22 protein-coding genes and 1 pseudogene are annotated in these 21308 nt (G+C 40.6%); 2 read left to right on the top strand and 21 right to left on the bottom strand.

All coding sequences use genetic code 11. From position 1 onward, the window contains the following. Positions 1–11: 11 nt before the first annotated feature. The 9 genes from FH976_RS04255 to nrdR form a co-directional block, all read right to left on the bottom strand. Complete coding sequence (locus FH976_RS04255; RefSeq protein ID WP_194089679.1) at positions 12–359, bottom strand: putative quinol monooxygenase; 348 nt, start codon at positions 357–359, stop codon at positions 12–14. A gap of 15 nt (positions 360–374) precedes the next feature. Then, positions 375–887 (bottom strand): phosphatidylglycerophosphatase A, encoded by a 513-nt coding sequence (gene pgpA, locus FH976_RS04250; RefSeq protein ID WP_194089678.1) that lies wholly within the window; start codon positions 885–887, stop codon positions 375–377. Positions 888–918: 31 nt separating this feature from the next. Next, a complete protein-coding gene (gene thiL / locus FH976_RS04245; RefSeq protein ID WP_194089677.1) occupies positions 919–1953 on the bottom strand; it encodes a thiamine-phosphate kinase in 1035 nt (344 codons plus the stop codon). Positions 1954–2074: 121 nt separating this feature from the next. Next, positions 2075–2542, bottom strand: coding sequence for a transcription antitermination factor NusB (gene nusB, locus FH976_RS04240; protein WP_190330397.1), 468 nt, complete (start codon positions 2540–2542; stop codon positions 2075–2077). A gap of 21 nt (positions 2543–2563) precedes the next feature. Further along, positions 2564–3031 carry a 6,7-dimethyl-8-ribityllumazine synthase gene (ribH, locus tag FH976_RS04235; protein ID WP_194089676.1) on the bottom strand — a complete coding sequence of 156 codons (468 nt, stop codon included), beginning with the start codon at positions 3029–3031 and terminating at the stop codon, positions 2564–2566. A gap of 133 nt (positions 3032–3164) precedes the next feature. Beyond that, complete coding sequence (gene ribBA, locus FH976_RS04230) at positions 3165–4277, bottom strand: bifunctional 3,4-dihydroxy-2-butanone-4-phosphate synthase/GTP cyclohydrolase II (RefSeq protein WP_194089675.1); 1113 nt, start codon at positions 4275–4277, stop codon at positions 3165–3167. 62 nt (positions 4278–4339) lie between these two features. Further along, on the bottom strand, positions 4340–4999 hold the full coding sequence (locus FH976_RS04225; protein ID WP_194089674.1) for a riboflavin synthase: 660 nt from the start codon (positions 4997–4999) through the stop codon (positions 4340–4342). A 12-nt stretch (positions 5000–5011) separates the two neighbouring features. Further along, positions 5012–6169, bottom strand: coding sequence for a bifunctional diaminohydroxyphosphoribosylaminopyrimidine deaminase/5-amino-6-(5-phosphoribosylamino)uracil reductase RibD (gene ribD, locus FH976_RS04220; RefSeq protein ID WP_194089673.1), 1158 nt, complete (start codon positions 6167–6169; stop codon positions 5012–5014). Positions 6170–6241: 72 nt separating this feature from the next. Then, complete coding sequence (nrdR, locus tag FH976_RS04215; RefSeq protein ID WP_190330402.1) at positions 6242–6691, bottom strand: transcriptional regulator NrdR; 450 nt, start codon at positions 6689–6691, stop codon at positions 6242–6244. A gap of 209 nt (positions 6692–6900) precedes the next feature. Between nrdR and FH976_RS04210 the strand changes: the two genes are divergently transcribed. After that, the gene (locus FH976_RS04210) at positions 6901–7230 is read left to right on the top strand and encodes a hypothetical protein (RefSeq protein WP_194089672.1); all 330 of its coding nucleotides are present in this window, start codon (positions 6901–6903) and stop codon (positions 7228–7230) included. A 147-nt stretch (positions 7231–7377) separates the two neighbouring features. Here FH976_RS04210 and glyA read toward each other — a convergent pair whose 3' ends face one another. The 8 genes and pseudogenes from glyA to hflX all read right to left on the bottom strand — a co-directional run bounded on the left by glyA (position 7378) and on the right by hflX (position 17283). Next, complete coding sequence (gene glyA / locus FH976_RS04205) at positions 7378–8628, bottom strand: serine hydroxymethyltransferase (RefSeq protein ID WP_190330404.1); 1251 nt, start codon at positions 8626–8628, stop codon at positions 7378–7380. 477 nt (positions 8629–9105) lie between these two features. Beyond that, positions 9106–9510, bottom strand: coding sequence for an MliC family protein (locus FH976_RS04200; RefSeq protein WP_194089671.1), 405 nt, complete (start codon positions 9508–9510; stop codon positions 9106–9108). Positions 9511–9551: 41 nt separating this feature from the next. Further along, on the bottom strand, positions 9552–10565 hold the full coding sequence (locus FH976_RS04195; protein WP_194089670.1) for an ABC transporter ATP-binding protein: 1014 nt from the start codon (positions 10563–10565) through the stop codon (positions 9552–9554). A 193-nt stretch (positions 10566–10758) separates the two neighbouring features. Next, positions 10759–11705 (bottom strand): annotated as a pseudogene (locus tag FH976_RS04190) (ABC transporter ATP-binding protein); the annotation flags it as partial. Beyond that, positions 11702–13558, bottom strand: coding sequence for an extracellular solute-binding protein (locus FH976_RS04185; RefSeq protein WP_194089669.1), 1857 nt, complete (start codon positions 13556–13558; stop codon positions 11702–11704). The pseudogene FH976_RS04190 and the gene FH976_RS04185, both read right to left, overlap by 4 nt. Before the next feature lie 34 nt (positions 13559–13592). Further along, on the bottom strand, positions 13593–14648 hold the full coding sequence (locus FH976_RS04180; RefSeq protein ID WP_194089668.1) for an ABC transporter permease: 1056 nt from the start codon (positions 14646–14648) through the stop codon (positions 13593–13595). 14 nt (positions 14649–14662) lie between these two features. After that, complete coding sequence (locus tag FH976_RS04175) at positions 14663–15691, bottom strand: ABC transporter permease subunit (RefSeq protein ID WP_194089667.1); 1029 nt, start codon at positions 15689–15691, stop codon at positions 14663–14665. Between the two features lie 248 nt (positions 15692–15939). Next, the gene (gene hflX, locus FH976_RS04170; protein WP_194089666.1) at positions 15940–17283 is read right to left on the bottom strand and encodes a GTPase HflX; all 1344 of its coding nucleotides are present in this window, start codon (positions 17281–17283) and stop codon (positions 15940–15942) included. A gap of 379 nt (positions 17284–17662) precedes the next feature. On the opposite strand from hflX, the gene FH976_RS04165 reads away from it, so the two are divergent. Further along, positions 17663–18892 (top strand): aromatic amino acid transporter, encoded by a 1230-nt coding sequence (locus FH976_RS04165; RefSeq protein WP_194089665.1) that lies wholly within the window; start codon positions 17663–17665, stop codon positions 18890–18892. Positions 18893–19002: 110 nt separating this feature from the next. Here FH976_RS04165 and gmhB read toward each other — a convergent pair whose 3' ends face one another. The 4 genes from gmhB to FH976_RS04145 form a co-directional block, all read right to left on the bottom strand. Continuing rightward, the gene (gene gmhB / locus FH976_RS04160) at positions 19003–19560 is read right to left on the bottom strand and encodes a D-glycero-beta-D-manno-heptose 1,7-bisphosphate 7-phosphatase (RefSeq protein WP_194089664.1); all 558 of its coding nucleotides are present in this window, start codon (positions 19558–19560) and stop codon (positions 19003–19005) included. A 153-nt stretch (positions 19561–19713) separates the two neighbouring features. Next, positions 19714–20349, bottom strand: coding sequence for a Crp/Fnr family transcriptional regulator (locus FH976_RS04155; RefSeq protein ID WP_194089663.1), 636 nt, complete (start codon positions 20347–20349; stop codon positions 19714–19716). A 136-nt stretch (positions 20350–20485) separates the two neighbouring features. Next, positions 20486–20818 (bottom strand): amidohydrolase family protein, encoded by a 333-nt coding sequence (locus tag FH976_RS04150; RefSeq protein WP_194089662.1) that lies wholly within the window; start codon positions 20816–20818, stop codon positions 20486–20488. 4 nt (positions 20819–20822) lie between these two features. After that, positions 20823–21140, bottom strand: coding sequence for a Na+ dependent nucleoside transporter N-terminal domain-containing protein (locus FH976_RS04145; RefSeq protein ID WP_228767338.1), 318 nt, complete (start codon positions 21138–21140; stop codon positions 20823–20825). Positions 21141–21308 lie beyond the last annotated feature (168 nt).

Here is a 21308-nt window from a genome sequence, read left to right as displayed (position 1 = left end):
TATTATATGACTTAAATATTAGGCGCATCAAAGTTATTAGGCTCATCGCTATAAATAGCCACATTCGATTTTTCAACTAAGCCTGTCTCTGCCACGCATTGCTGCTGAAAGAAATCTGAAATTTGCTGACGCTGGCAATGGGCTTCAAATACGTCATTATTAGCCCAGATTTCATGAAAAGCGATCGGGTAACTTTCTCCACCTGCAAATGGGCTACTGCGATGACGAGTCACAACGTATTGAATACATCCATCTTCACGTAATGTATTTGGCTCTAATGCTTGTAGAATCGCAAACAATTCATCTTCTTTACCCGCTTTAGGTTGAAACTGTGCCACGCAATAAACTTTCTTAGACATGTATTTTTCCTTTATTCAAAAATAGACCACAATCAGCCACAAACTAAATCCAGCCATAATACCAGCCAATACATCATCAACCATAATGCCAAAGCCACCATGCACTCGGCGGTCGAGCACAATAATCGGCCACGGTTTAATCATGTCAAAAGCCCGAAATAAGACAAAACCTATTAATACTGTGTGCCAATCATAAATGGGTAAACCAAGCATGGGTACAATACTCATGGTGATCCAAAACCCGACAAATTCATCCCATACAATCGCACCGTGGTCATGTACTTTCATATCATCAGAGGTTTTTTGACAAATCGTAATCCCCACTAAAGCGGCCAATAATACGACTAAAAAATATCCCATCAACGGCAATTGAACGATAAGAAAATAAAATGGGATTGCCGCTAAGGTTCCCGTTGTTCCAGGGACAATAGGCGATAAACCACTCCCAAATCCGACGGCTAATAAATGCCATGGATTAGAAAGCTTAATACGAGATTTCGGGTTTATTTCATCTTCTGATTGTGACATGTCATTACCTTATTCATTTTTATTATTATTGTTATTTAAAGTGATCAAAACCGCGTAGTTGCCATGCATTATCTTGTTTTGATAGCAATTGACCATGTTGAAAAAGTTGAATTTTATTTGTATCAGCATTGGTACTTTCAATTATCTGGCCAATACAATAAACGCTGCCAACATTGTCCTGATTTTGACTTATTAATGTTTCCAGTTGCTGTTTATGTTGTGGTGATACGGTAAAACACAATTCGTACTCTTCCCCGCTACTTAGCGCAACCTGTTGTGCTTGCCCTATATCACCATAAAATGCAGTAGCCTGCTGTGATACTGGCAAAGCATCTATATTGACGTTAGCATTCACATTTGAAGATTTAAGAACATGCTTAAGATCGGAAATAAGACCATCGGAAATATCAATGCAACTGGATGCTAGACCTAACAAAGATTGAGCGAGAGCAATACGTGAATCTGCACGAAAATGTTGTTTTACTAAATACTGTGCGTATGGTCGTATCGATTTAGAATGATCCAGAATGACATCTAAGCCTGCTTGGCTGTCTCCTAAATTACCACTCACATATAACCAATCCCCTACTTTCGCACCACTTCGAGTTAAGGCTTTCCCCTGCGGGACAAATCCCTGAATAGTGAACGTTATCGTCAATGGACCGTTAGTGGTATCGCCTCCAATCAGTTGCAAGTTATGTTCATTCGCTAAGGTAAACATACTGTCACAAAATTTGGCAAGCCAAGACTCATTAAACCATAAGTTATCTTCTGCTTTTTGATGAAACTTGGGCATACTAATTGCCATAGATAACCAAGCTGGTATTGCTCCCATGGCCGCTAAGTCACTAATATTCGACATCAAAGCTTTATAAGCAACATCAGCGGGATCAGCATCCGCTAAAAAGTGAGTACCCAGCACAACCGTATCGGTACTGACTGCCAATTGATATCCAGAAGGCACACTTAATAAAGCACAATCATCGCCAAGCGCAAGCTGCACATCCGGTCGATTTCCCTGGCGATGCGCAAAATACTTATCGATTAAATTAAATTCACCAGACATACAAACTCTAATTAATATAAAACGTTAAATTGATTATACAAAAAAGGTCAGCACATGGCTGACCTTTCGTTTATTTAATTCAACATCGATACTTAAAAATAATTAAAGTACGGTGAATATGTTATTTTTTACGAACATGCGGCGCGGCTTTATCAAGCACACCGTTAATGAATTTATGGCTATCTTCAGCAGCAAACACTTTTGCCAATTCGATCGCTTCATTAATCACAACTTTATACGGGACATCATCACGTTTAGTCATTTCATACATTGCAAGGCGAAGTAGTGCCAATTCCATCATATCCAAGTCTTGCATTGGACGAGATAAATATGGACGTAACTTGCTGTCTAATTCCATGTTGGAATTCACCACACCTGACAACAAATCTTGGAAATAAGCCACATCCGTTTCTGGTGCTTTTAGACTCGGTTCTTTAGCATGATGCTCTTCTTCATCGTACTTATCACCGGTTAGAAACTGATGTTCAATTGTTGCCACATTTTCTTTTGTGACTTGCCAAGAATATATCGCTTGTAGTGCGAATTGACGTGCATTACGACGTGCGGCTGGTTTCACGCGAGCCCCCATTAGGAATTAGATTGCAAAAAATTAGTGAATTTCATTTAAAACGTTGATCATTTCTAGTGCGCTAAGAGCCGCTTCTTGCCCTTTATTACCAGCCTTGGTGCCAGCGCGTTCGATCGCTTGATCGATGGTGTCAACAGTTAATACACCAAATGCCACTGGAAGACTATATTCCAAAGACACTTGAGCTAAACCTTTATTACACTCACTGCATACGTAATCAAAGTGCGGTGTGCCACCACGGATCACGGTACCAAGAGCAACAATCGCATCGTATTTACCCGTTTTTGCAACATATTGTGCAGTTAATGGGAGTTCTACGGCGCCAGGACAACGAACAATGGTAATATTATCATCAGCAACTTGGCCATGACGCTTTAGCGTATCAATCGCTCCAGAAAGTAAACTTTCGTTGATGAAGCTGTTAAAACGAGAAATTACGATCGCAATTTTTGCGTTCGGCGCTGAGAAATCACCTTCAATTACTTTCATACGTTATCCTTAAACTGTTTTTCTGTAGGGTGAGAATCGGCGGATTCTATCACAAATCTGTGACCGATATCTATGAGTAATTATTGCTGGTTTTTTGGCTTTATAAGCTAAAACGACTTTGCTTGTCTTTGCTCTATTCCGTTACATAATCCACAACATTCAATCCAAAGCCAGAAAGCGCATGGTAACGCTTTGAGCTAGAAGATAATAAACGCATATCGGTGACGCCTAAATTAGCAAGAATTTGAGAACCAACTCCAACCCTGCGTGACGTACCTTGCTTTTTCGCCATCACTGGAGCCGCTGCACTATCTTGTTGTTCGAATGCTTTTACTTTATTGATAATAGATTCCGAAGACTCTTCATTACCGAGCACCACCAATACACCGCCATCCGTTCCAATGCGTTTCATGGCACAATCTAAACTCCAACTGCGATCAGCGGCTCGGTTAGAATGTAATAAATCGGTAAAGGTATCTTGCAAGTGAACCCTCACTAACGGTACTTGACCTTTAATTGCTAAATCTTTTCGCAAAGCATAATGAATTTGATTATCAATGGTGTCGCGGTAAGTGATTAATTCAAAATCACCAAACTCGGTCGGCAATTGGCATGTTGCAACACGCTCTATCGTGGTTTCGGTATTGTTGCGATATTCAATGAGATCGGCAATCGTACCCAATTTAATACCATGTTTTTCGGCAAATATTTCAAGATCAGGGCGACGCGCCATGCTGCCATCTTCATTTAAAATCTCAACAATCACCGATGCTGGCTCTAACCCAGCTAAACGCGCTAAATCGCAACCAGCTTCAGTATGACCAGCACGAGTTAATACCCCACCTTCCTGAGCCGCAAGTGGGAAAATATGCCCAGGCTGAACCAAGTCTGCCGCTTTTGCATTTTTTGCCACAGCAGCTTGTACCGTAACGGCGCGATCCGCTGCTGAAATTCCGGTCGTAACGCCTTCAGCCGCTTCAATAGAAACCGTAAAGTTAGTCGTATATTGCGCGTTATTATCTTGCACCATTGGTGGCAAAACTAGATTAGAACAACGCTCTTTCGTCAATGTTAAACAAATCAAACCACGTCCATGAGTCGCCATAAAGTTTACGGCTTCAGGTGTGATATGCTCGGCAGCCATGATTAAGTCGCCTTCATTCTCACGATCTTCATCGTCCATCAAAATAACCATTTTGCCTAAACGAATATCTTCAATAATGTCTTTTGAGCTGCTAATTGCCATAGTGAAATCCTTTAACTTTGAAATTAACGTTACCGCGAGCTGAAAAATTACGACTGGTCAGCTTATGCGAAACCATTTTTCTGGAGTAAATCCATAGTGATCAATGATTCTGGTGTCGATTCATCTTGAGCTTTACCTGAGATTAAACGCTCCAAATAACGAGCAATAATATCCACCTCTAAATTGACTTTATGCCCAACTACAAAGCTATCAACGGTTGTTTCAGCCGAAGTGTGTGGCACGATGGTGATTTTAAAGCTGTCTTTACGCACATCATTGACGGTTAGACTAATACCATCAATGGTAATAGAACCTTTTTCAGCGATATAACGAGATAAGTGACTCGGCACCTGAACCCAATACTCCACGGCACGCCCAACAGGTTGACGCTCAATAATAGTACCGACTTCATCAACATGCCCTGAAACGATATGCCCACCAAAACGCGTTGATGGCAACATGGCTTTTTCAAGATTAACGCTATCACCCACTTGATACTGAGTGAACCCAGTGCGTTTTAAGGTTTCTAACGATAGATCAGCGCTGTAACTGTGTTTGGCAAACTTTACTACCGTTAAACACACGCCATTAGTTGCAATACTATCGCCTAATTGCACATCAGACATATCGAGCTTGCCCGTATCTACTGTGATAGTGACGTCTTCACCTTTTGGGATAATGGCCCTAATGGTGCCAATTGCTTCAACAATACCTGTAAACATAAGATCTCTTTTCTATTTTGATGTTGAATTGAGTGTCGCGATCAAGCGAATATCATCACCGACCATACGACAATCTTTAACCGTTAAATTAATCGTATCTTGCATCGATTCTAAACCCGTAATTTGAGTCAAGCCTCGTCCGTCAGTGCCCATTAATTTAGGAGCCAAATACACAATAAGTTCATCAACCAAGCCTTGTTCGATAAAACTGGTCGCCAACGTTGCGCCCGCTTCAACCCAGACGTGGTTAATATTATGATCATTCGCAAGCTGCTTTAATAATAGGGGTAAATCAAATTGATGATGTAAATTTAATGGTGCTTGGATAGATTCAATCTTACTCTTCGGTGATGAGCAGACCTTGGTATCACTTTTTTGTCCTACAACCAATAAGAGATCACCTTCGGACTTCAGTAAATTTAACGCATTTACATCGACTTTATTAATATCACTATTTCTATCTAAAATAATCCGAATTGGTTGGCGCGCAGTAGGTTCAGCATAAGATAGAGCAACCGATTCTGGTAAATCATCCAAACGAACATTCAAACTGGCATTGTCATCAAGCACGGTTTTACTGCTGGATAATATCGCGCCAGCTTTAGCGCGAAATAGTTGCACATCTTGGCGAGCTTTCGAGCCTGTAATCCATTTACTTTCACCATTCTTTAACGCTGTTTTACCATCTAAACTCGCGGCCAATTTTAGCTGAACAAACGGCATTCCAGTCTTCATTCGTTTAATAAAACCTGGATTTAATGCGATGGCATCCGCTTCTAATAAACCAACGTCCACTTTAATTCCTGCATCACGCAGCATTTGAATTCCGCGACCCGCGACTTGAGGATTAGGGTCTTGCATTGCACAAACAACACGGCTTACTTGTGCTTTAATAAGCGCTTCGGCGCACGGTGGCGTACGACCAAAATGAGAACAAGGCTCCAACGTCACATAAGCTGTCGCGCCTTTTGTATTATCCGCGGCTTGTCTAAGCGCGTGAACTTCGGCATGTGGATCACCAGCTTTTAAATGCGCACCTTCACCAACAACAATCTCACCTAGCGTGACCACACAACCTACATTTGGGTTTGGCGCAGTGGTGTATATTCCTTTTTTCGCCAGCTGCAATGCACGTGACATCATTTGATGATCAAAATTTGAAAAAGACATACTACCCTTTAATTTAATGGTTACTGGTCATCGATTTTAATACGGTATTGGGCTGGCTTTATGATTCAAAGATTAGTCTTCTAAACGCGCGATCTCTTCACCAAACTCACGGATATCTTCAAAACTACGGTATACCGAGGCAAAACGGATATAAGCCACTTTATCTAACGTTTTAAGCTCATTCATCACCAAGTTACCCACCATTTCACTGGGTACTTCACGCTCACCCGTTGCGCGTAATTGTGATTTTATATGACTGATCGCAAGCTCAACAGCATCAGCGCTGACTGGACGTTTTTCTAATGAACGTTGCAATCCGCCAATCATTTTATCTTCATTAAATGGTTCACGATTACCATTGGTTTTAATTACTTTTGGCATCACAAGTTCAGCGCTTTCAAACGTCGTAAAGCGTTCGCTACAGGCCAAACACTGACGACGACGACGCACTTGATGGCCATCGGCAACCAAACGAGAATCAATCACTTTAGTATCATTTTCAGAACAAAATGGACAATGCATATCCCTTCCCTTAATCCTCATTTGTTATGCATTCTAGTTTATCCGAAATGTGTACGCTTAGCGACAATGTGTACAGCATTAATGTTGAGCTAAGCACGTTATACGGTTACACTTAATACACATTTTGCAAGATGACTACCTCGTCATCATCCACATTTTAATCAAAGTTAGGTTTTCGGATCTCAACAGATGCATATAGGAATTATAAAATGAAATATTTAGCATTAGCTGGATTGCTAGTATTAGCAGTTTCAGGTTGTTCATCTACCACTCAAGAAGATAACTACTTAGATGCGTCTTTCCAACTTTGTAATACCGAAGTAAAAGTTTTCTCTACTAGTGATGACGGTAAAGTACGTATCGTTTGTGCGGATGGTTCTAAGTTTGCAATGGATAACGCAAAAACATTAGACACAATGCAAGACTTAAACGCATCTTACTGTTCTGGTGGTGGTCTTGGTCAGTTTAACGAAAGCAGTCGTTACTACATGTTCAAATGTAAATCTGGCTCGATGATCAGCATCAACAAGAAAAATTAATAGTAGATCTGAAAAACTCAGATGATATGAACAAGAAACGCAAATCTTTATTTAGGTTTGCGTTTTTTTATACTCAAAAGAAAACCCAACATCCGAAGATATTGGGTTTATATTTATTAAGAAATTATTACTTTTTATAAAGCAATATTATGCGTAAACAGGTTTGCGCTTACAAATCTCTAATACTTTTGCTTTAGTTGCTGCAATCACAGACTCATCACCTAAGTTGTCAAGAATGTCACACATCCAGCCAGCTAGGTTTTTCGCATCTTCTTCTGTGAAGCCGCGACGAGTAATAGAAGGAGAACCAACACGAATGCCTGAGGTTACAAACGGGCTACGTGGATCGTTTGGTACTGAGTTCTTGTTAACTGTGATGTTAGCTGAACCGAGCGCAGCATCGGCTTCTTTACCTGTGATGTCTTTATCGATTAAATCAACTAGGAACAGGTGGTTTTCAGTAGAACCTGAAACGATGTTGTAACCACGAGCAATAAACTCAGCAACCATTGCTTTAGCGTTAAGTACAACGCGAGCTTGGTATGCTTTAAATTCTGGTTCTAATGCTTCTTTGAACGCGACCGCTTTTGCTGCGATAACATGCATTAATGGGCCACCTTGACCACCGGGGAATACTGCTGAGTTTAATTTCTTATACAGATCTTCACCTGCGTTAGAAAGAATTAAACCACCACGAGGGCCCGCTAGTGTTTTATGCGTCGTTGTCGTTACAACATGCGCATGTGGCACTGGATTTGGATATTCGCCTGCTGCAATTAAGCCAGCAACGTGAGCCATATCAACGAAGAAGTAAGCGCCTACTTTGTCTGCAATTTCACGCATACGCGCCCAATCACAAATTTGAGAATAAGCAGAAAAACCACCGATGATCATTTTTGGTTTATGTTCAATGGCAAGTGCTTCCATTTCTTCATAATTGATTTGACCAGCTTCATCGATGCCGTAAGGAATAATATTGTAAAGCTTACCTGAGAAGTTTACTGGAGAACCATGAGTTAAATGGCCGCCGTGAGCAAGACTCATACCAAGAACCGTATCACCTGCATTCAATAGCGCCATGTAAACAGCATTGTTTGCTTGCGAACCAGAGTGAGGCTGTACGTTTGCGTATTCTGCACCAAATAATTGACAAGCACGCTCAATAGCAAGTGTTTCTACTTTATCAACGAATTCACAACCACCGTAGTAACGCTTACCTGGGTAACCTTCGGCATATTTATTAGTTAGTTGAGAACCTTGAGCTTCCATTACTCGTGGGCTGGTGTAGTTTTCTGAAGCGATAAGTTCAATATGCTCTTCTTGACGAAGTGTTTCTTCCTGAATCGCAGTAAATAGATCTGCATCGTAATCCGCAATGTTCATGTCACGTTTAAGCATTTGTATCTCCTAACTCAGATAATCTGAAAGTTCCCAAAAAACATAAGTCTCTTAACTTCAAAGTTAACAATCTTACGCTAATAAAAATGGTTTATGGTTATATCGCCTGACTCTGGGTATAAACTATCAACCACTTACGCAAACGTTTACGTCATCGTGTTAATATGGTCGCTATTCTACCTAATTTGTTCAAAATCAGAAAGTAGCAATGTTTAATTTCTTCACACGAAAATTTCATACTTCGCATAAGAAATACTCATATCGAAGAAAAAAGTACGATGAATCAAATAGCAGTGCCCACCAACACGATCAAACCCACAACAAATACAAAACATCAATTAACCAGTCATTAACAACAAAACCAGACGAAGCTGAGTAAAACTAAGCACTAAACTTGGTATTAATGGATGAAATAGCCAAGTTAATGTTTAATTTGCCTAAAAAACGCACATAGAAAACGCTCTTGATTAGCGATGTCTAATTGTTATCGTTTTTGATGACACATTGTGTATAGCGAATATTATTCACTTTGATCATAGCGCTATCACCTTTGCTCCAAAACTCTTCTGCGCCTGCTACCGATGCATATTTTTCCCCAGAAGCAGATTCAATGCGAATTAATGGATACGAGGCTTCTCGCGTCACTAACATCACTTTGTCTTGGCTAAAATACTCAACTAAAAAGTGGCTTTCAAATGTCCCTTGGGACTCGCTATCTGTGAGTTTTGTTGAGCATTCATAAACAATACTCGTTACTTCAACCCCATTAACCGAAGTGGATGTTTTAAGCGTCGCGACTGGTTCAACTACCGTTGTACAGCCAGCCAGTAATAAACCCGCAGGTAATAGCAAAGGTAAGCTCAATAATGATAAAAACTTCATTTAATGCCCTCTCTAAAAGATCGTGATTACGTTCATTACATTTATTGATGTAAAAGACAGGCCACTTTTCTACTAGAGCCAGAAGGTTGGCTTGCTTTCTCTGCCATCAATTCTGGCTCTATTTGCAAACATTGCGGCATAACTTGCTGGCAGCGTGAAGCAAAACGGCAGCCTTTCGGGATATCAATTGGCGATGGGATATCACCTTTCAATAAGATTCGTTTTCCAATACCAAGTTCTTGTTCTCTCAGTTTCGCGTCTCGATATTTTGGGTGCGTAATAGGAATAGCCGATAATAATGATTGAGTATAAGGATGCTTAGGATCTCGATATACTTGTTCTGCTGGGCCATATTCAACAATTTTACCTAGATACATTACGGCGATATTATCTGAAATATGACGCACCACTGATAAATCATGGGCAATAAATATCAGCGTTAATTGCATCTCTTTTTGTAATTCAAGTAACAAATTTAAAATCTGAGCTTGTACCGAAACATCTAGCGCCGACACCGACTCATCACACACCACCAGCTTTGGCTTTAAGGCAATGGCGCGCGCAATACCAATACGTTGCTTCTGACCACCCGAAAATTCATGTGGATAGCGCTGCGCTGCGCTTTCAGGCAAACCTACTTTAATCAGCAAATCTGCAACCCATTTCTTACGCTCTTGAGCTGAGCCAATATCATGGATAACAAAAGGTTCTTGTAAAATTTTACCAACCGTATGACGAGAATTTAATGATTCACTTGGATCTTGAAACACCATTTGCATCTCTTGTCGCAAACTGCGCATCGCTTTATTACCCAGCCGACAAATATCTTGTCCTTCAAAATAAACTTTCCCAGAGGTTGGTTGGTATAAACGCAATAAACTGCGACCTAAGGTAGTTTTACCACAACCCGACTCTCCGACAATACCGAGCGTTTCGCCTTTATTCACTTGAAAACTAACACCATCAACCGCATGCACGGTATAACTCTTTTTAAACAAACTTTTGCCTGAAAAAAAATGTTGAGTGAGGTTTTCAATTCGCATTAACTCAGTCATGTGTTTTTTCCATTATTGCTCCATCTTTTTTGGGTATAAGTTGTTCCCAATAATGACAACTGACTAAATGAATATCTGGTACTTTCTTGGAGGTTTGTTCTGACACGGCGGCTTGGTTTAAATCTGGAGGCTGTTTTGATATGACAGACTGCTTTGATATAACAGATTGATTTAAGATAACTAACTGTAAATCAGGTTGTTTTTGATGGCATAAATCTTGTGCATATTGGCACCGCGTCACAAAGCGACAACCACAAGGCATTTGATTTAAAGCTGGTACTGAACCGTCAATGGTGGGTAATAAAGACTTTGGCGCACCAATCATACTTGGCATAGAAGCCAATAACCCTTGAGTATAAGGGTGGCTTGGATGATCAAATAATTCAAAGATATCCGCCTGTTCCACCACTTTTCCTGCATACATCACGACCACTTGATCGCACATTTCAGCCACTACACCCAAATCATGCGTAATAAAAATAATCGACATTCCGGTTTCAGCTTGCAACTCTCGCATTAAATCTAAAATCTGCGCTTGTACCGTCACATCTAATGCCGTGCTCGGCTCATCACAAATCAAAATATCAGGTCGACACGCTAATGCCATCGCGATCATTACCCGTTGACGCATACCACCCGAGAGTAAATGAGGAAACTCCAACATTCGTTGTTTCGGCGAAGGAATACCAACTTTTTCAAGCATCTCTAATGCAGCGCTATAACGTTGTTTTTTTTCAATTCAGGTCGATGCAGTTCCAATACTTCCATTAACTGCTTACCAATGGTATGCACAGGATTTAGCGCTGTCATCGGATCTTGAAATATCATCGAGATCCGATTGCCACGCATGCGGTACATTTTCTCTGCTGGCAATTGCAACAAATCGAGTTCACTTTGGGAATCGTCTTTTTGATCAGAGTAAATAATGCTCCCAGCGACCACTTGGCCAAATGGTTTTGGTAACAATCCCATGATCGACATAGCGGTGACACTTTTCCCACAGCCAGATTCGCCCACAATACCCAAAGTTTTACCTCTAGGAACATGAAAGCTCACCCCATCAAGCACCCGCATGACACCATCGTCAGTGGTAAATTCAGTGCAAAGGTCTCGAATCGTGAGAACAGAGTGATCGATCATTTGTACTTCTCATCAACAAGCGTAACAGGCTCAAATGCTTTACCCGCTTTCATTGCCTCTTTGGTTTCTTGTTTGGCTTTTTCATCAATCCAAAATGTACTCATGGTGCCCATAAACCCGTTGGCATTAAATAAAAATTCGGTTTGTTTGGTCGCAATGTCTTTCGGCAGTTTCATCCAACGCCAATAACCTTCACGCGCGTATGGCACCATATAACCAGGGACGATAACATTCGCTTCATTAATTAACGTTTGGATCTGGCGAGATAATTGATGCTTTTTGGTTAAATCAAATTCAACTCTATAAGCATCAATCAGGTTATCCAGCTCAGGGGATGAGTAGTTAGTGAAGTTATTAGTTTGAGGTTTATTGGCATTTTCCGAGGAGAAGTACTGCCAGTAGACAGGGATTTTAGAGTTACTCATATCATGAAAGGACAACTGATGTTTTTTCTCAAGCACATATTTAAACATGCTAGAGCCATCAATCAGGTTAAGAGTTAAATCTAGCCCTGCTAATTTGGCTTGCTCGCGTAAGTAAGCAATCCGAGAGGTGTGAGCTGGTGTCGCATACGTTACAGCAAAGCTTAATCGTTGGCCTTTGCCATTTTGGCGAATACCATCCGGTCCAATTTGAGTAAAACCGGCTTTTTCAAAAAAAGAAACTGCTAACTTGGGATCAAAATCAGGGGCTTTTATATCTGGATCATCATAATCACCATGCCCTATTCCCATTGGATTTGGCTTACGAACATAATCATTTCGAAGCAGTTTCTCAATCATGCCATCATAATCGATCGCATGTTCTAGGCCTCGGCGAATATTAATATCACCTAACAATGGCATCGCAGTATTTATCCAGATCCCACCCGCTCCAACTGGTGCTTGGTTAAAAGCCCACGCTTTATGGATGTAACCTTTGTCGTACAACTCTCCCGTTGCTTTTTCATGCCATAACGCAGGGCGCAACAAGGCAAATGAATCCAGCTGACCTTTTTCAAAATACTTAAAAGCAATGTCTTGATCACGAATCACTTTAATATTGATTTTCTCAACATTAAAACGATGTTGGTAATATTTGTTGTCATAACCCCACCAATCTTTCACATGACGAAAAGTGACTGCTTTGCCTTTATCAATATCATCGATGTAATAAGGTCCGGCGGTAGGCTCGGCTTTAAAGTTATAACGACGAACAAAATCATCGGCGATGCCATCATCATTAGCATCTTTTTTAGGGTTCTCATAAAAATGGGCAGGTCGAGGCTGAAGGTTGACATAATCCATCAGTTCATCCGGATTTCTCTGTTTTCCCGAAACCACTGCAATGGTGTGATCATCATAAACAATAATCTCACTCACCTCTTTGGTATAAAAATCATTACTCCATGGATCGACAATGTCTTTCGAACGCATCATCTTCATCATGAAAGTAAAATCCTTCGCGGTGATAGGCACGCCGTCACTCCATTTCGCATTAGGATCAATCTTAAAGTAAACGGTTTTATGATCATCGCCTAGCGCCCAAGAAGATGCAATCGATGGAAGCCATTTGTCCGTATTTGGGTGTCGATCTAGTAAACCAAGCGATGAACGAGTCCAAGCGGCAAAACCGCCATTAGAATCAGGGCCTACGGTGCGAAATGTTTGCGGAAAACTGTCGATAAACGTATGGTAAGTTCCACCAAAGGTTGCATCAGAAGAAGCGAAAATAGGCTCATTTGGATTACTTTGCCAAGTTAACCCTTCTGGTAATTGAGCCGCTTGAATTGAATTAGCTGACAATAATACGGCCAAAGAGAAGCCCAAAGATAGCAAAGGTGCCCATCGGCTGATTTTAACTAGTGATTTCATGGTTCATCCTTAAAACTCTGAACATGCTTAAATACTAAATATATTTGGTATAACGTTTTGGATCGAATGCCTCGCGGATCGCCTCACCGATAAAAGTCACCATCACCAATACGCCCACAATGGCAGAGACCACAGACAATGCAATCCACGGTGCATCTAAATTCGACTTACCTTGTTGCAATAACTCCCCCCAACTTGGCGTCGGTGGCATTAACCCTAACCCTAAGTAGTCTAATGCCGTAAGAGCTGTAATATTTCCGACAATAGTAAACGGCGCAAGAGTCACAATCATCACCATAGTATTGGGTAAAATATGGTGAAATAAAATACGCCAATTAGACGCCCCTAATGCTTGAGCTGCCATAACATATTCACGCGCTTTTTCTTTGTAAGTCATGGTGCGCATGTACCACGTCATTCCCATCCAGCCAAATAACACATTAATAAAGGTAAACAACATAAAGCTGGGCTGCATGATCGAAACCAAGATCATAATGACGTACAAAAAAGGCACCATCGACCAGATTTCAATAAAGCGCTGGAAGAATAAATCAAACTTCCCACCCCAAAATCCCATCGCGCAACCCACACTGACTCCAATCGCATATGAAATAATCATGGTCAAAAAGGCAAAGCCCATCGCAATTCGAAAGCCATACAAAAGTCGAGCTAGGATATCGCGACCAATGGTATCGGTTCCTAAATAATGCTTCGCTTCGGCATTGGGCGCCGCCGGTGGGAAGTCACCATCAAAGTCTTGTTCATACGGATTCCAAGGCACGATTGGCATGATGACTTTATTGTCATGCTCAGCAGTTTTATCTTCTTGTTCAAAGCGCTGTTGTAATAGGCGATAATTGGTTTCTGATTGATAGTCTTGACCAAAAGTGGTGCCAGAGAGTACATCGCCATAAGTAGGAAAATACCATTCACCATTATACTTCACCGCTAACGCTCGACTATTAACTAACAGTTCAGCACCAACGGCAATAATCACTAATAACGTCAAGATAATCAGCGACCAATAACCTCGCTTAATCGCTTTAAAACGTTGAATTTTTTTACTCGTTATTGGATCGAATTTCTTCATACTAATATTCAACTTTAGGCTCCAAACCGAATGCGAGGATCCACCAGCGCGACGCAAATATCCGATAAAATATTACCAATTAATAGCATCAAGGCATTAATAGCAAACAGCCCCATGACGACCGGATAATCACGTTCCATAATCGACTCATAGCCAAGTAAGCCAATACCATTAATATTAAAAATCACTTCAATAAGAAAAGAGCCGGTCATAAAGAACATTAACGAATTACCAAACGAACTGGCGACAGGGATCAAGCTATTACGCAAAGCATGGCGGCGAACCGCTTTTTTAAAAGGTAAACCTTTGGCAATAGCAGTACGAACATAATCAGCGGCAAGGTTTTCCATTAAATTGTTTTTCATGGTCATAGTGAGCAAAGCAAAGTCGCCAATCAAATAACAAAATAATGGTAAAACGGCATGCCACATAACATCTTTAATCTGCATCCACGCCGAGAAATCATCAAAATCATCACTAACAAATCCGCCCATTGGAAACCATTCTAGTTGGAAGCCAAATAAACTAATCAGTAATACTCCAATAACATAACCGGGTAACGCATAGCCAACAAAGATAAAAATCGAACTCGAGGCATCAAGCACACTGCCATGTCGCATTGCTTTAAAATAACCCAGAGGAATTGAGACAAGGTAACTAATTAGAAAGGTCATACCGCCATAAAATAGCGACACAGGTAGGCGCTCTGCAATCATATCGGTCACAGGTTCGTAGTAGCGAGTCGATTCCCCCAAATCCAGTTGTACTAGCTTGGTCAACCACGCCCAATACGCTTGTGGAATTGGTTTATCTAAACCATAGAATTCATTGAGTTCTGCAATTTGATCATCAGAAAGTGCATTACTGGATCCTGTCGTGACTTGCGAAGTTAATGCTTTATCACCTTGCTGCATCTGCAAACTCAACAACATACGCTCAACTGGCCCACCCGGCACAAAGCGAGTTAGCGTAAAGATCAACAATGTAATACCAATAAAGGTAGGAACGACCAATAACAGTCGTCTTAAAATATACGCTAGCATCCAGTCCAGCCTGTCACCATGACTCAACACTCCCTATTGAGATAGACAATCATATCTTGCTGTTTAGATTATAGTTATTGATTGTAACGGGGAAGCGATAAATTCACTAGAAATGATCATGAGGGTTGTGAACGATTATCAGTTTCTACACTGAATGAGTCTTTTTATTGATGTTAAAACCTCTCAGAGTAGGTAGGTATGTAGTTACCTAAATTGAGAGGTTTTTATCATATGTGAGTTATGAGTGCTTATAAATTTTGCATGCGTTTTTTTAGCCTTGCTAAATCAATCGCGCTTGATCGCACTGTGAGCTTAATATGACTATATTCATATTCTTCTTTCGTCACACTCATGCTCGACCGAATTTCACCTATAATACCGTTTGCGGTATAAGGAACAATAATGTCCTCTTCAATCATCTCGTTCTGGGCCGTATCAACAATATATTGATGTAATTTTGCCACATCAAACGGATCACGAGTTGAAGTCATCATGGCATCAGGAAATTCTTCCATTAATGCTTGTTGTTGATCCAAGCTCAATTGATCGGACTTATTCAATACCAATAATTTATTGATATCGTCCACACCCACTTCCGCCAATACCTCGTGCACCACATCAAGCTGAAGTCGGAAAGTAGCATCCGAGGCATCAACCACATAGAGCAACAATGACGCATCGTGCGCTTCGGCTAAAGTCGAGTGAAATGATGCAACAAGATCATGCGGCAATTTTTTAATAAAACCAACCGTATCCGACACTAATATGCGTGGTTGCGTCTCTGGAGACAAAGCTCTCACGGTGGTATCCAAGGTAGCAAAAAGTTTATTTTCGACCAACACTTCACTGCCAGTTAGTGCCCGCATCATCGATGATTTACCAGCATTGGTATAGCCGACTAACGCAACACAAAACAGATCTGAACGCTGGCGACGACGCCCTTTCAATTCTGCTTGAACGCTAACTAATTCACGCCTAAGTTCAGCTAATTGATCGCGGACTTTACGACGATCGAGCTCGAGTGTTGTTTCGCCTGCACCTTTACCCATTTGGCGCTCTTTATTACCAATGGTCGATTCTCGTAGGCGTGGTGCAACATAATTAAGACGTGCAATTTCAACTTGTAGGCGAGCGGTTCGAGTTCGAGCATGGCGGCTAAATATTTCAATAATGATGCCAGTACGGTCAAATACTTCTACGCCCAATTGATTCTCAACATTACGCAGTTGTGATGGACTTAAATCACAATCAAATACCACCACATCGGCACAAGAAAATGGCAGATCTTCTGAGGTAATATCATCAAATGAGGATTCATCCAATAATACTTCATCAAAGTCATCTCCCTCTTCCATCTCGCCTTTATTTCCAGTGAGATGTGCGATTTCAGCCAATTTCCCCGCACCCAATACATTTTGTCTTTGGTTTGAGCGTTGCATTTGCGACTGAGTGCCAACCACTTTAAATCCTAGGGTTGTCACTAAGCGAGCAAGTTCCGCTAGCGATTCAGCGGCTTCATCGCCTTTAAATTGCGGTGTGCAGATAGAAATAAGTAAAGCGTGATTATGTAATGGTTTTGTCGTTAATTTCATATATTAGAGCACCTGAATGCGAACCAAATTTTGATCTAAAGTAGTTTGATCCTACGCTTTTATAGATAAGCTTTATAGAGGAGATCAGACTAATCAAGATATTATTTAAATTGAGGCTGAATTACCAAGTTTTAAAAGATGAGTTAGATGTACAAAATAAGATTCCCCTCAAATAAAACACCGTAATTTCCCGCTCATCTCCACCTTGTACTATCTAGCTAGTTTACTGATTTGAAAATTACCGCTATGATGTGTCTTCTTTAGTATTGAAGTCGGTTGTTTTCTCTTTGAATTCAATTTTATTACAAGCGTCCTTCCAAGCTAAATGCTGTTGAGTAGTATATTCCACTACTTTATATTTTTCTGAAAGAGACTGATTATGACGAAGAAACCTTCATTGATTGGCGGCGCTTGTATTATTGCGAGTGTCTGTGTGGGCGCAGGTATGCTTGGATTACCAAGTGCTGGTGCGGGGAGTTGGACTATATGGTCTATTCTTGCCATCACATTAACCATGGCGGTAATGACGGTTTCTGGCTGGCTACTACTTGAAGCGTTTAAACATTACGATTTATCAGTTTCGTTTAACACCGTCACACTCGACATGCTCGGCAGTAAAGTGAATATATTTAATAACTTAACCGTGTATTTTGTGGGTGGAATATTACTTTATGCTTACACCACTTCATTCGGCCTGATTCTACAAGGCTCACTTGGCATCGATAGCAAACTGGCGTCGGTCTTATTTGTCTTTATAGCTTCAAGCCTTGTATGGCATTCCACACGCGCCGTTGATCGTATATCCATTATGCTCATTGCGACCATGATCCTAACCTTTGTCTTTGGGGTATTTGGCTTAACTGTGCATATTGATACAGCTAGCTTATTCGATACCATTAATCAGCAAGGGCAATATGCCAAATACTCGATGGCCTTGCTACCAATCGCGCTGACCTCATTTGGCTACCATCACTCAGTGGCGTCAATGCGGGCTTATTATAAAGAAGAACGTAAAGCAAAATACGCTATTTTAGGTGGCACATTAATCGCCTTAACTTTATATATTATTTGGGTATTAAGTATTTTTGGTAATCTACCGCGTGGTTCATTCGGCCCCATCATCGCGCAAGATGGTAATGTGGATGTACTGCTCAAAGCATTGGGTGATGTAGTCGAATCACAAAAGATCGCCCAAGCTATTAATGCTTTTTCAATGGCGGCCATTGTGTCTTCCTTTATTGGTGTCGGTTTAGGGGTATTCGATTATCTAGCCGATTTATTTAAGTTTGATCAAAGTAAAGCGGGGCGCACCAAAACCTGGGCCGTTACCTTTATGCCACCACTGGTATTATCGCTTTTTTTTCCATTCGGATTTATTTTAGCTATTGGTTATGCGGGCGCAGCGGCAACCGTATGGACGTGTATTATTCCTGCATTGCTAGTGTTGAAATCTCGTCAGAAAAACATTCATTTACCTAACAAGAGCGGCCAAAATTTTGTCGTCGGTGGTGGTAAGTTCGTACCTTACTTTATTTTGCTCTTTGGTGTCGCCACCGCCTTATTCCATATCTTAACGATGTTAGATATGCTGCCCGTTTTTAAAGGTTAGGTTAACGCCATTAACAAAATAGCCCTTCATCAGTAGCAACATGATGAAGGGCTATTTTTTCTAACTATTATTAAACTCAGCGCTACCAAATGTTCACTTGCGAAGAGTTGTTATTTATTCTCTGCTAAATATTTTGGCACATCTTTAATACTATCAAGTACCACTGTCGCGAGTTTCTCCGCGGCTTCCGTCACAGCTTTACCACTGCGAACTAAAATACGAGTATTTACGCCAGCACTGATCGCTGCTTGCATATCCGCTTCTTTATCACCCACCATGACTGAATTTGACATATCAATGTCTAACTCGTCTTGAGCGGATAAAAACATTCCTGGTTGCGGTTTACGGCAATCACATTCTTGCGTGTATTTTTCAATGCTGCCTTCTAAGTGATGTGGGCAATAATACAAGCCATCAAACTCAACACCGTGATCAACAAAATTCCAATCCATCCATTCCGTTAATCTTAGGAATTCTTTTTCAGTATAATAGCCGCGAGCAATACCGGATTGATTCGTGACAAGCACCAATTGATAACCCAATTCCTTGATAGCTTTCGTGGCATCAAAAACGCCATCAATAAATTCAAAGTCATCCACTTTGCTGACATAGCCATGGTCAACGTTAATGACACCATCGCGATCGATAAAAACGGCAGGTTTAGACAAAATAGCACTCTCTCTATGGTTTATTGTACCTATACCAAAGTCGAGTTTCGATTTAGGCAAAGTATATTAGGCCTAATTATCGCACGCTTTATTTATGACTTCATTAGCTTATTTTTCTAATGGACATATTTTAATACCGTGTTGATGACCTATTTATTTATGTAGGCAAAAATCTGTTTTAGTCGGCTTAAAGCTAGGATCCAATACTTGGTAACTCGTACCAATTTTAGCGATCTTCTGTTCATCAATAAGCTCATGCACGATGCGCCGATATGAGCGAGACGTAATACCAATTTTTTTGGCTCCAAGCGTCATGGGTAATTTAAACGGTTTTCCATTCGCAAGATTCTTAGCCTCTAATATTTGATTAATGACACTGGTTTTAGTTGGTTGGGTAAGGTTTGCAATTAGGGTCTGCATATTTCGGTTATAGCGTCTGCTCATCGATGCCATTAGGGCCAAAAATATATCGTGGTTCTTGCTCAACATCTTTAAAAAATGATGTTGAGGAATAGCGTATTTAATGCCGGGTTTGTTAGCTTTCACACTGAATAATGAATGGTTATCACCTTGAAAAAATTCCATTTCCCTAAGAAACCCTGTGTAATCCTCATCGACTTTTAAGATGAATTCGTTGCCATTTGAGTTGATATAAGAAATGGTTAAGCTGGCATTTTGGCAATAATACATTACAGGCACGGGATCAGATTGCCTTAATAAATAGGTATTTTTATCGTATTTAATTTCAGGTATGCCAATTGATTTTATAATGGCAATAATATCCGTCATGCAACCGTGCCTAATAAAAGAGATATAGTGTAATGATAACATACGAGATAAGCCCCGCAGATAGTATCAACGGGGCTTATCTCTTTTTATTGAACACAATGAGATGGCATTAATCTAACATTGTAAATTTGAGCCTTTAATTTCTACTCTGAACTAATTTTCCATTGACCCATGTTTTGATGATGTTGTGAGAAGATGCATACGCAATTAATTTTTCAAAGACATCTCGTGGCGAGTCAAACTCGTGATAAATGGTAATATCACTATTGGCTTGAGAAGTTGAGATACACAGTGCGTCAAAATAATAACCTGGCTTGAATTGTCCCGCTGGAATATCGAGCACTTGTGCTCCTCCCACCGTTCCCATCCAATAAGATTCAAGCAAGGTGATCCTTGAACCAGCAACCCCTCTAGCCTCTTTACTCAACTGCGTATCGGTACCATCTTCACGCGTTCTTGAATGAGCCATTCCATCAAAACAAGAACGAAATAAAGATCACAACGCACAAGACATTAATGACAAATACAAACCCGACCTTATAATTAGCCAGATCGCCAAAGACAAACGTTAATCCCGCATTTGAAAATTCGATAACGTGATTCACACCGCTACTCATACCTTCAATTATGGTGACACCAATGGGAACAAACATGACGAATGCACCCAATGAAATTTGTAGGATCAAAGCAAAAGTAATAGTTTTAACGTTAATATTTCGTTTATTTTCTGAAAATAGGTAACCGATTAAGATCAGCGCTGCAATTCCAATGCAACTCATTAATGTAGACATAGTTCTATCCGTATTGTTTTTGTTATGCGGCTATCATTTGGTATTTACGGATAAAAAAACGGACATTTTTCCTACTTATTCATAATAAATAGCGTTATTTGAAGAAGATCACATCGGAGTGACTACACTGTAATATACCCAATCAACTTGAAGTTGCAGGTTTCAACT

The sequence above is a fragment of the Vibrio hibernica genome (genome assembly GCF_015223435.1).
Classification (GTDB): Bacteria; Pseudomonadota; Gammaproteobacteria; order Enterobacterales; family Vibrionaceae; genus Vibrio; species Vibrio hibernica.
The sequence above is the reverse complement of the archived record's forward strand: the minus strand, read 5'-3'. Positions and strand labels throughout refer to the sequence as shown.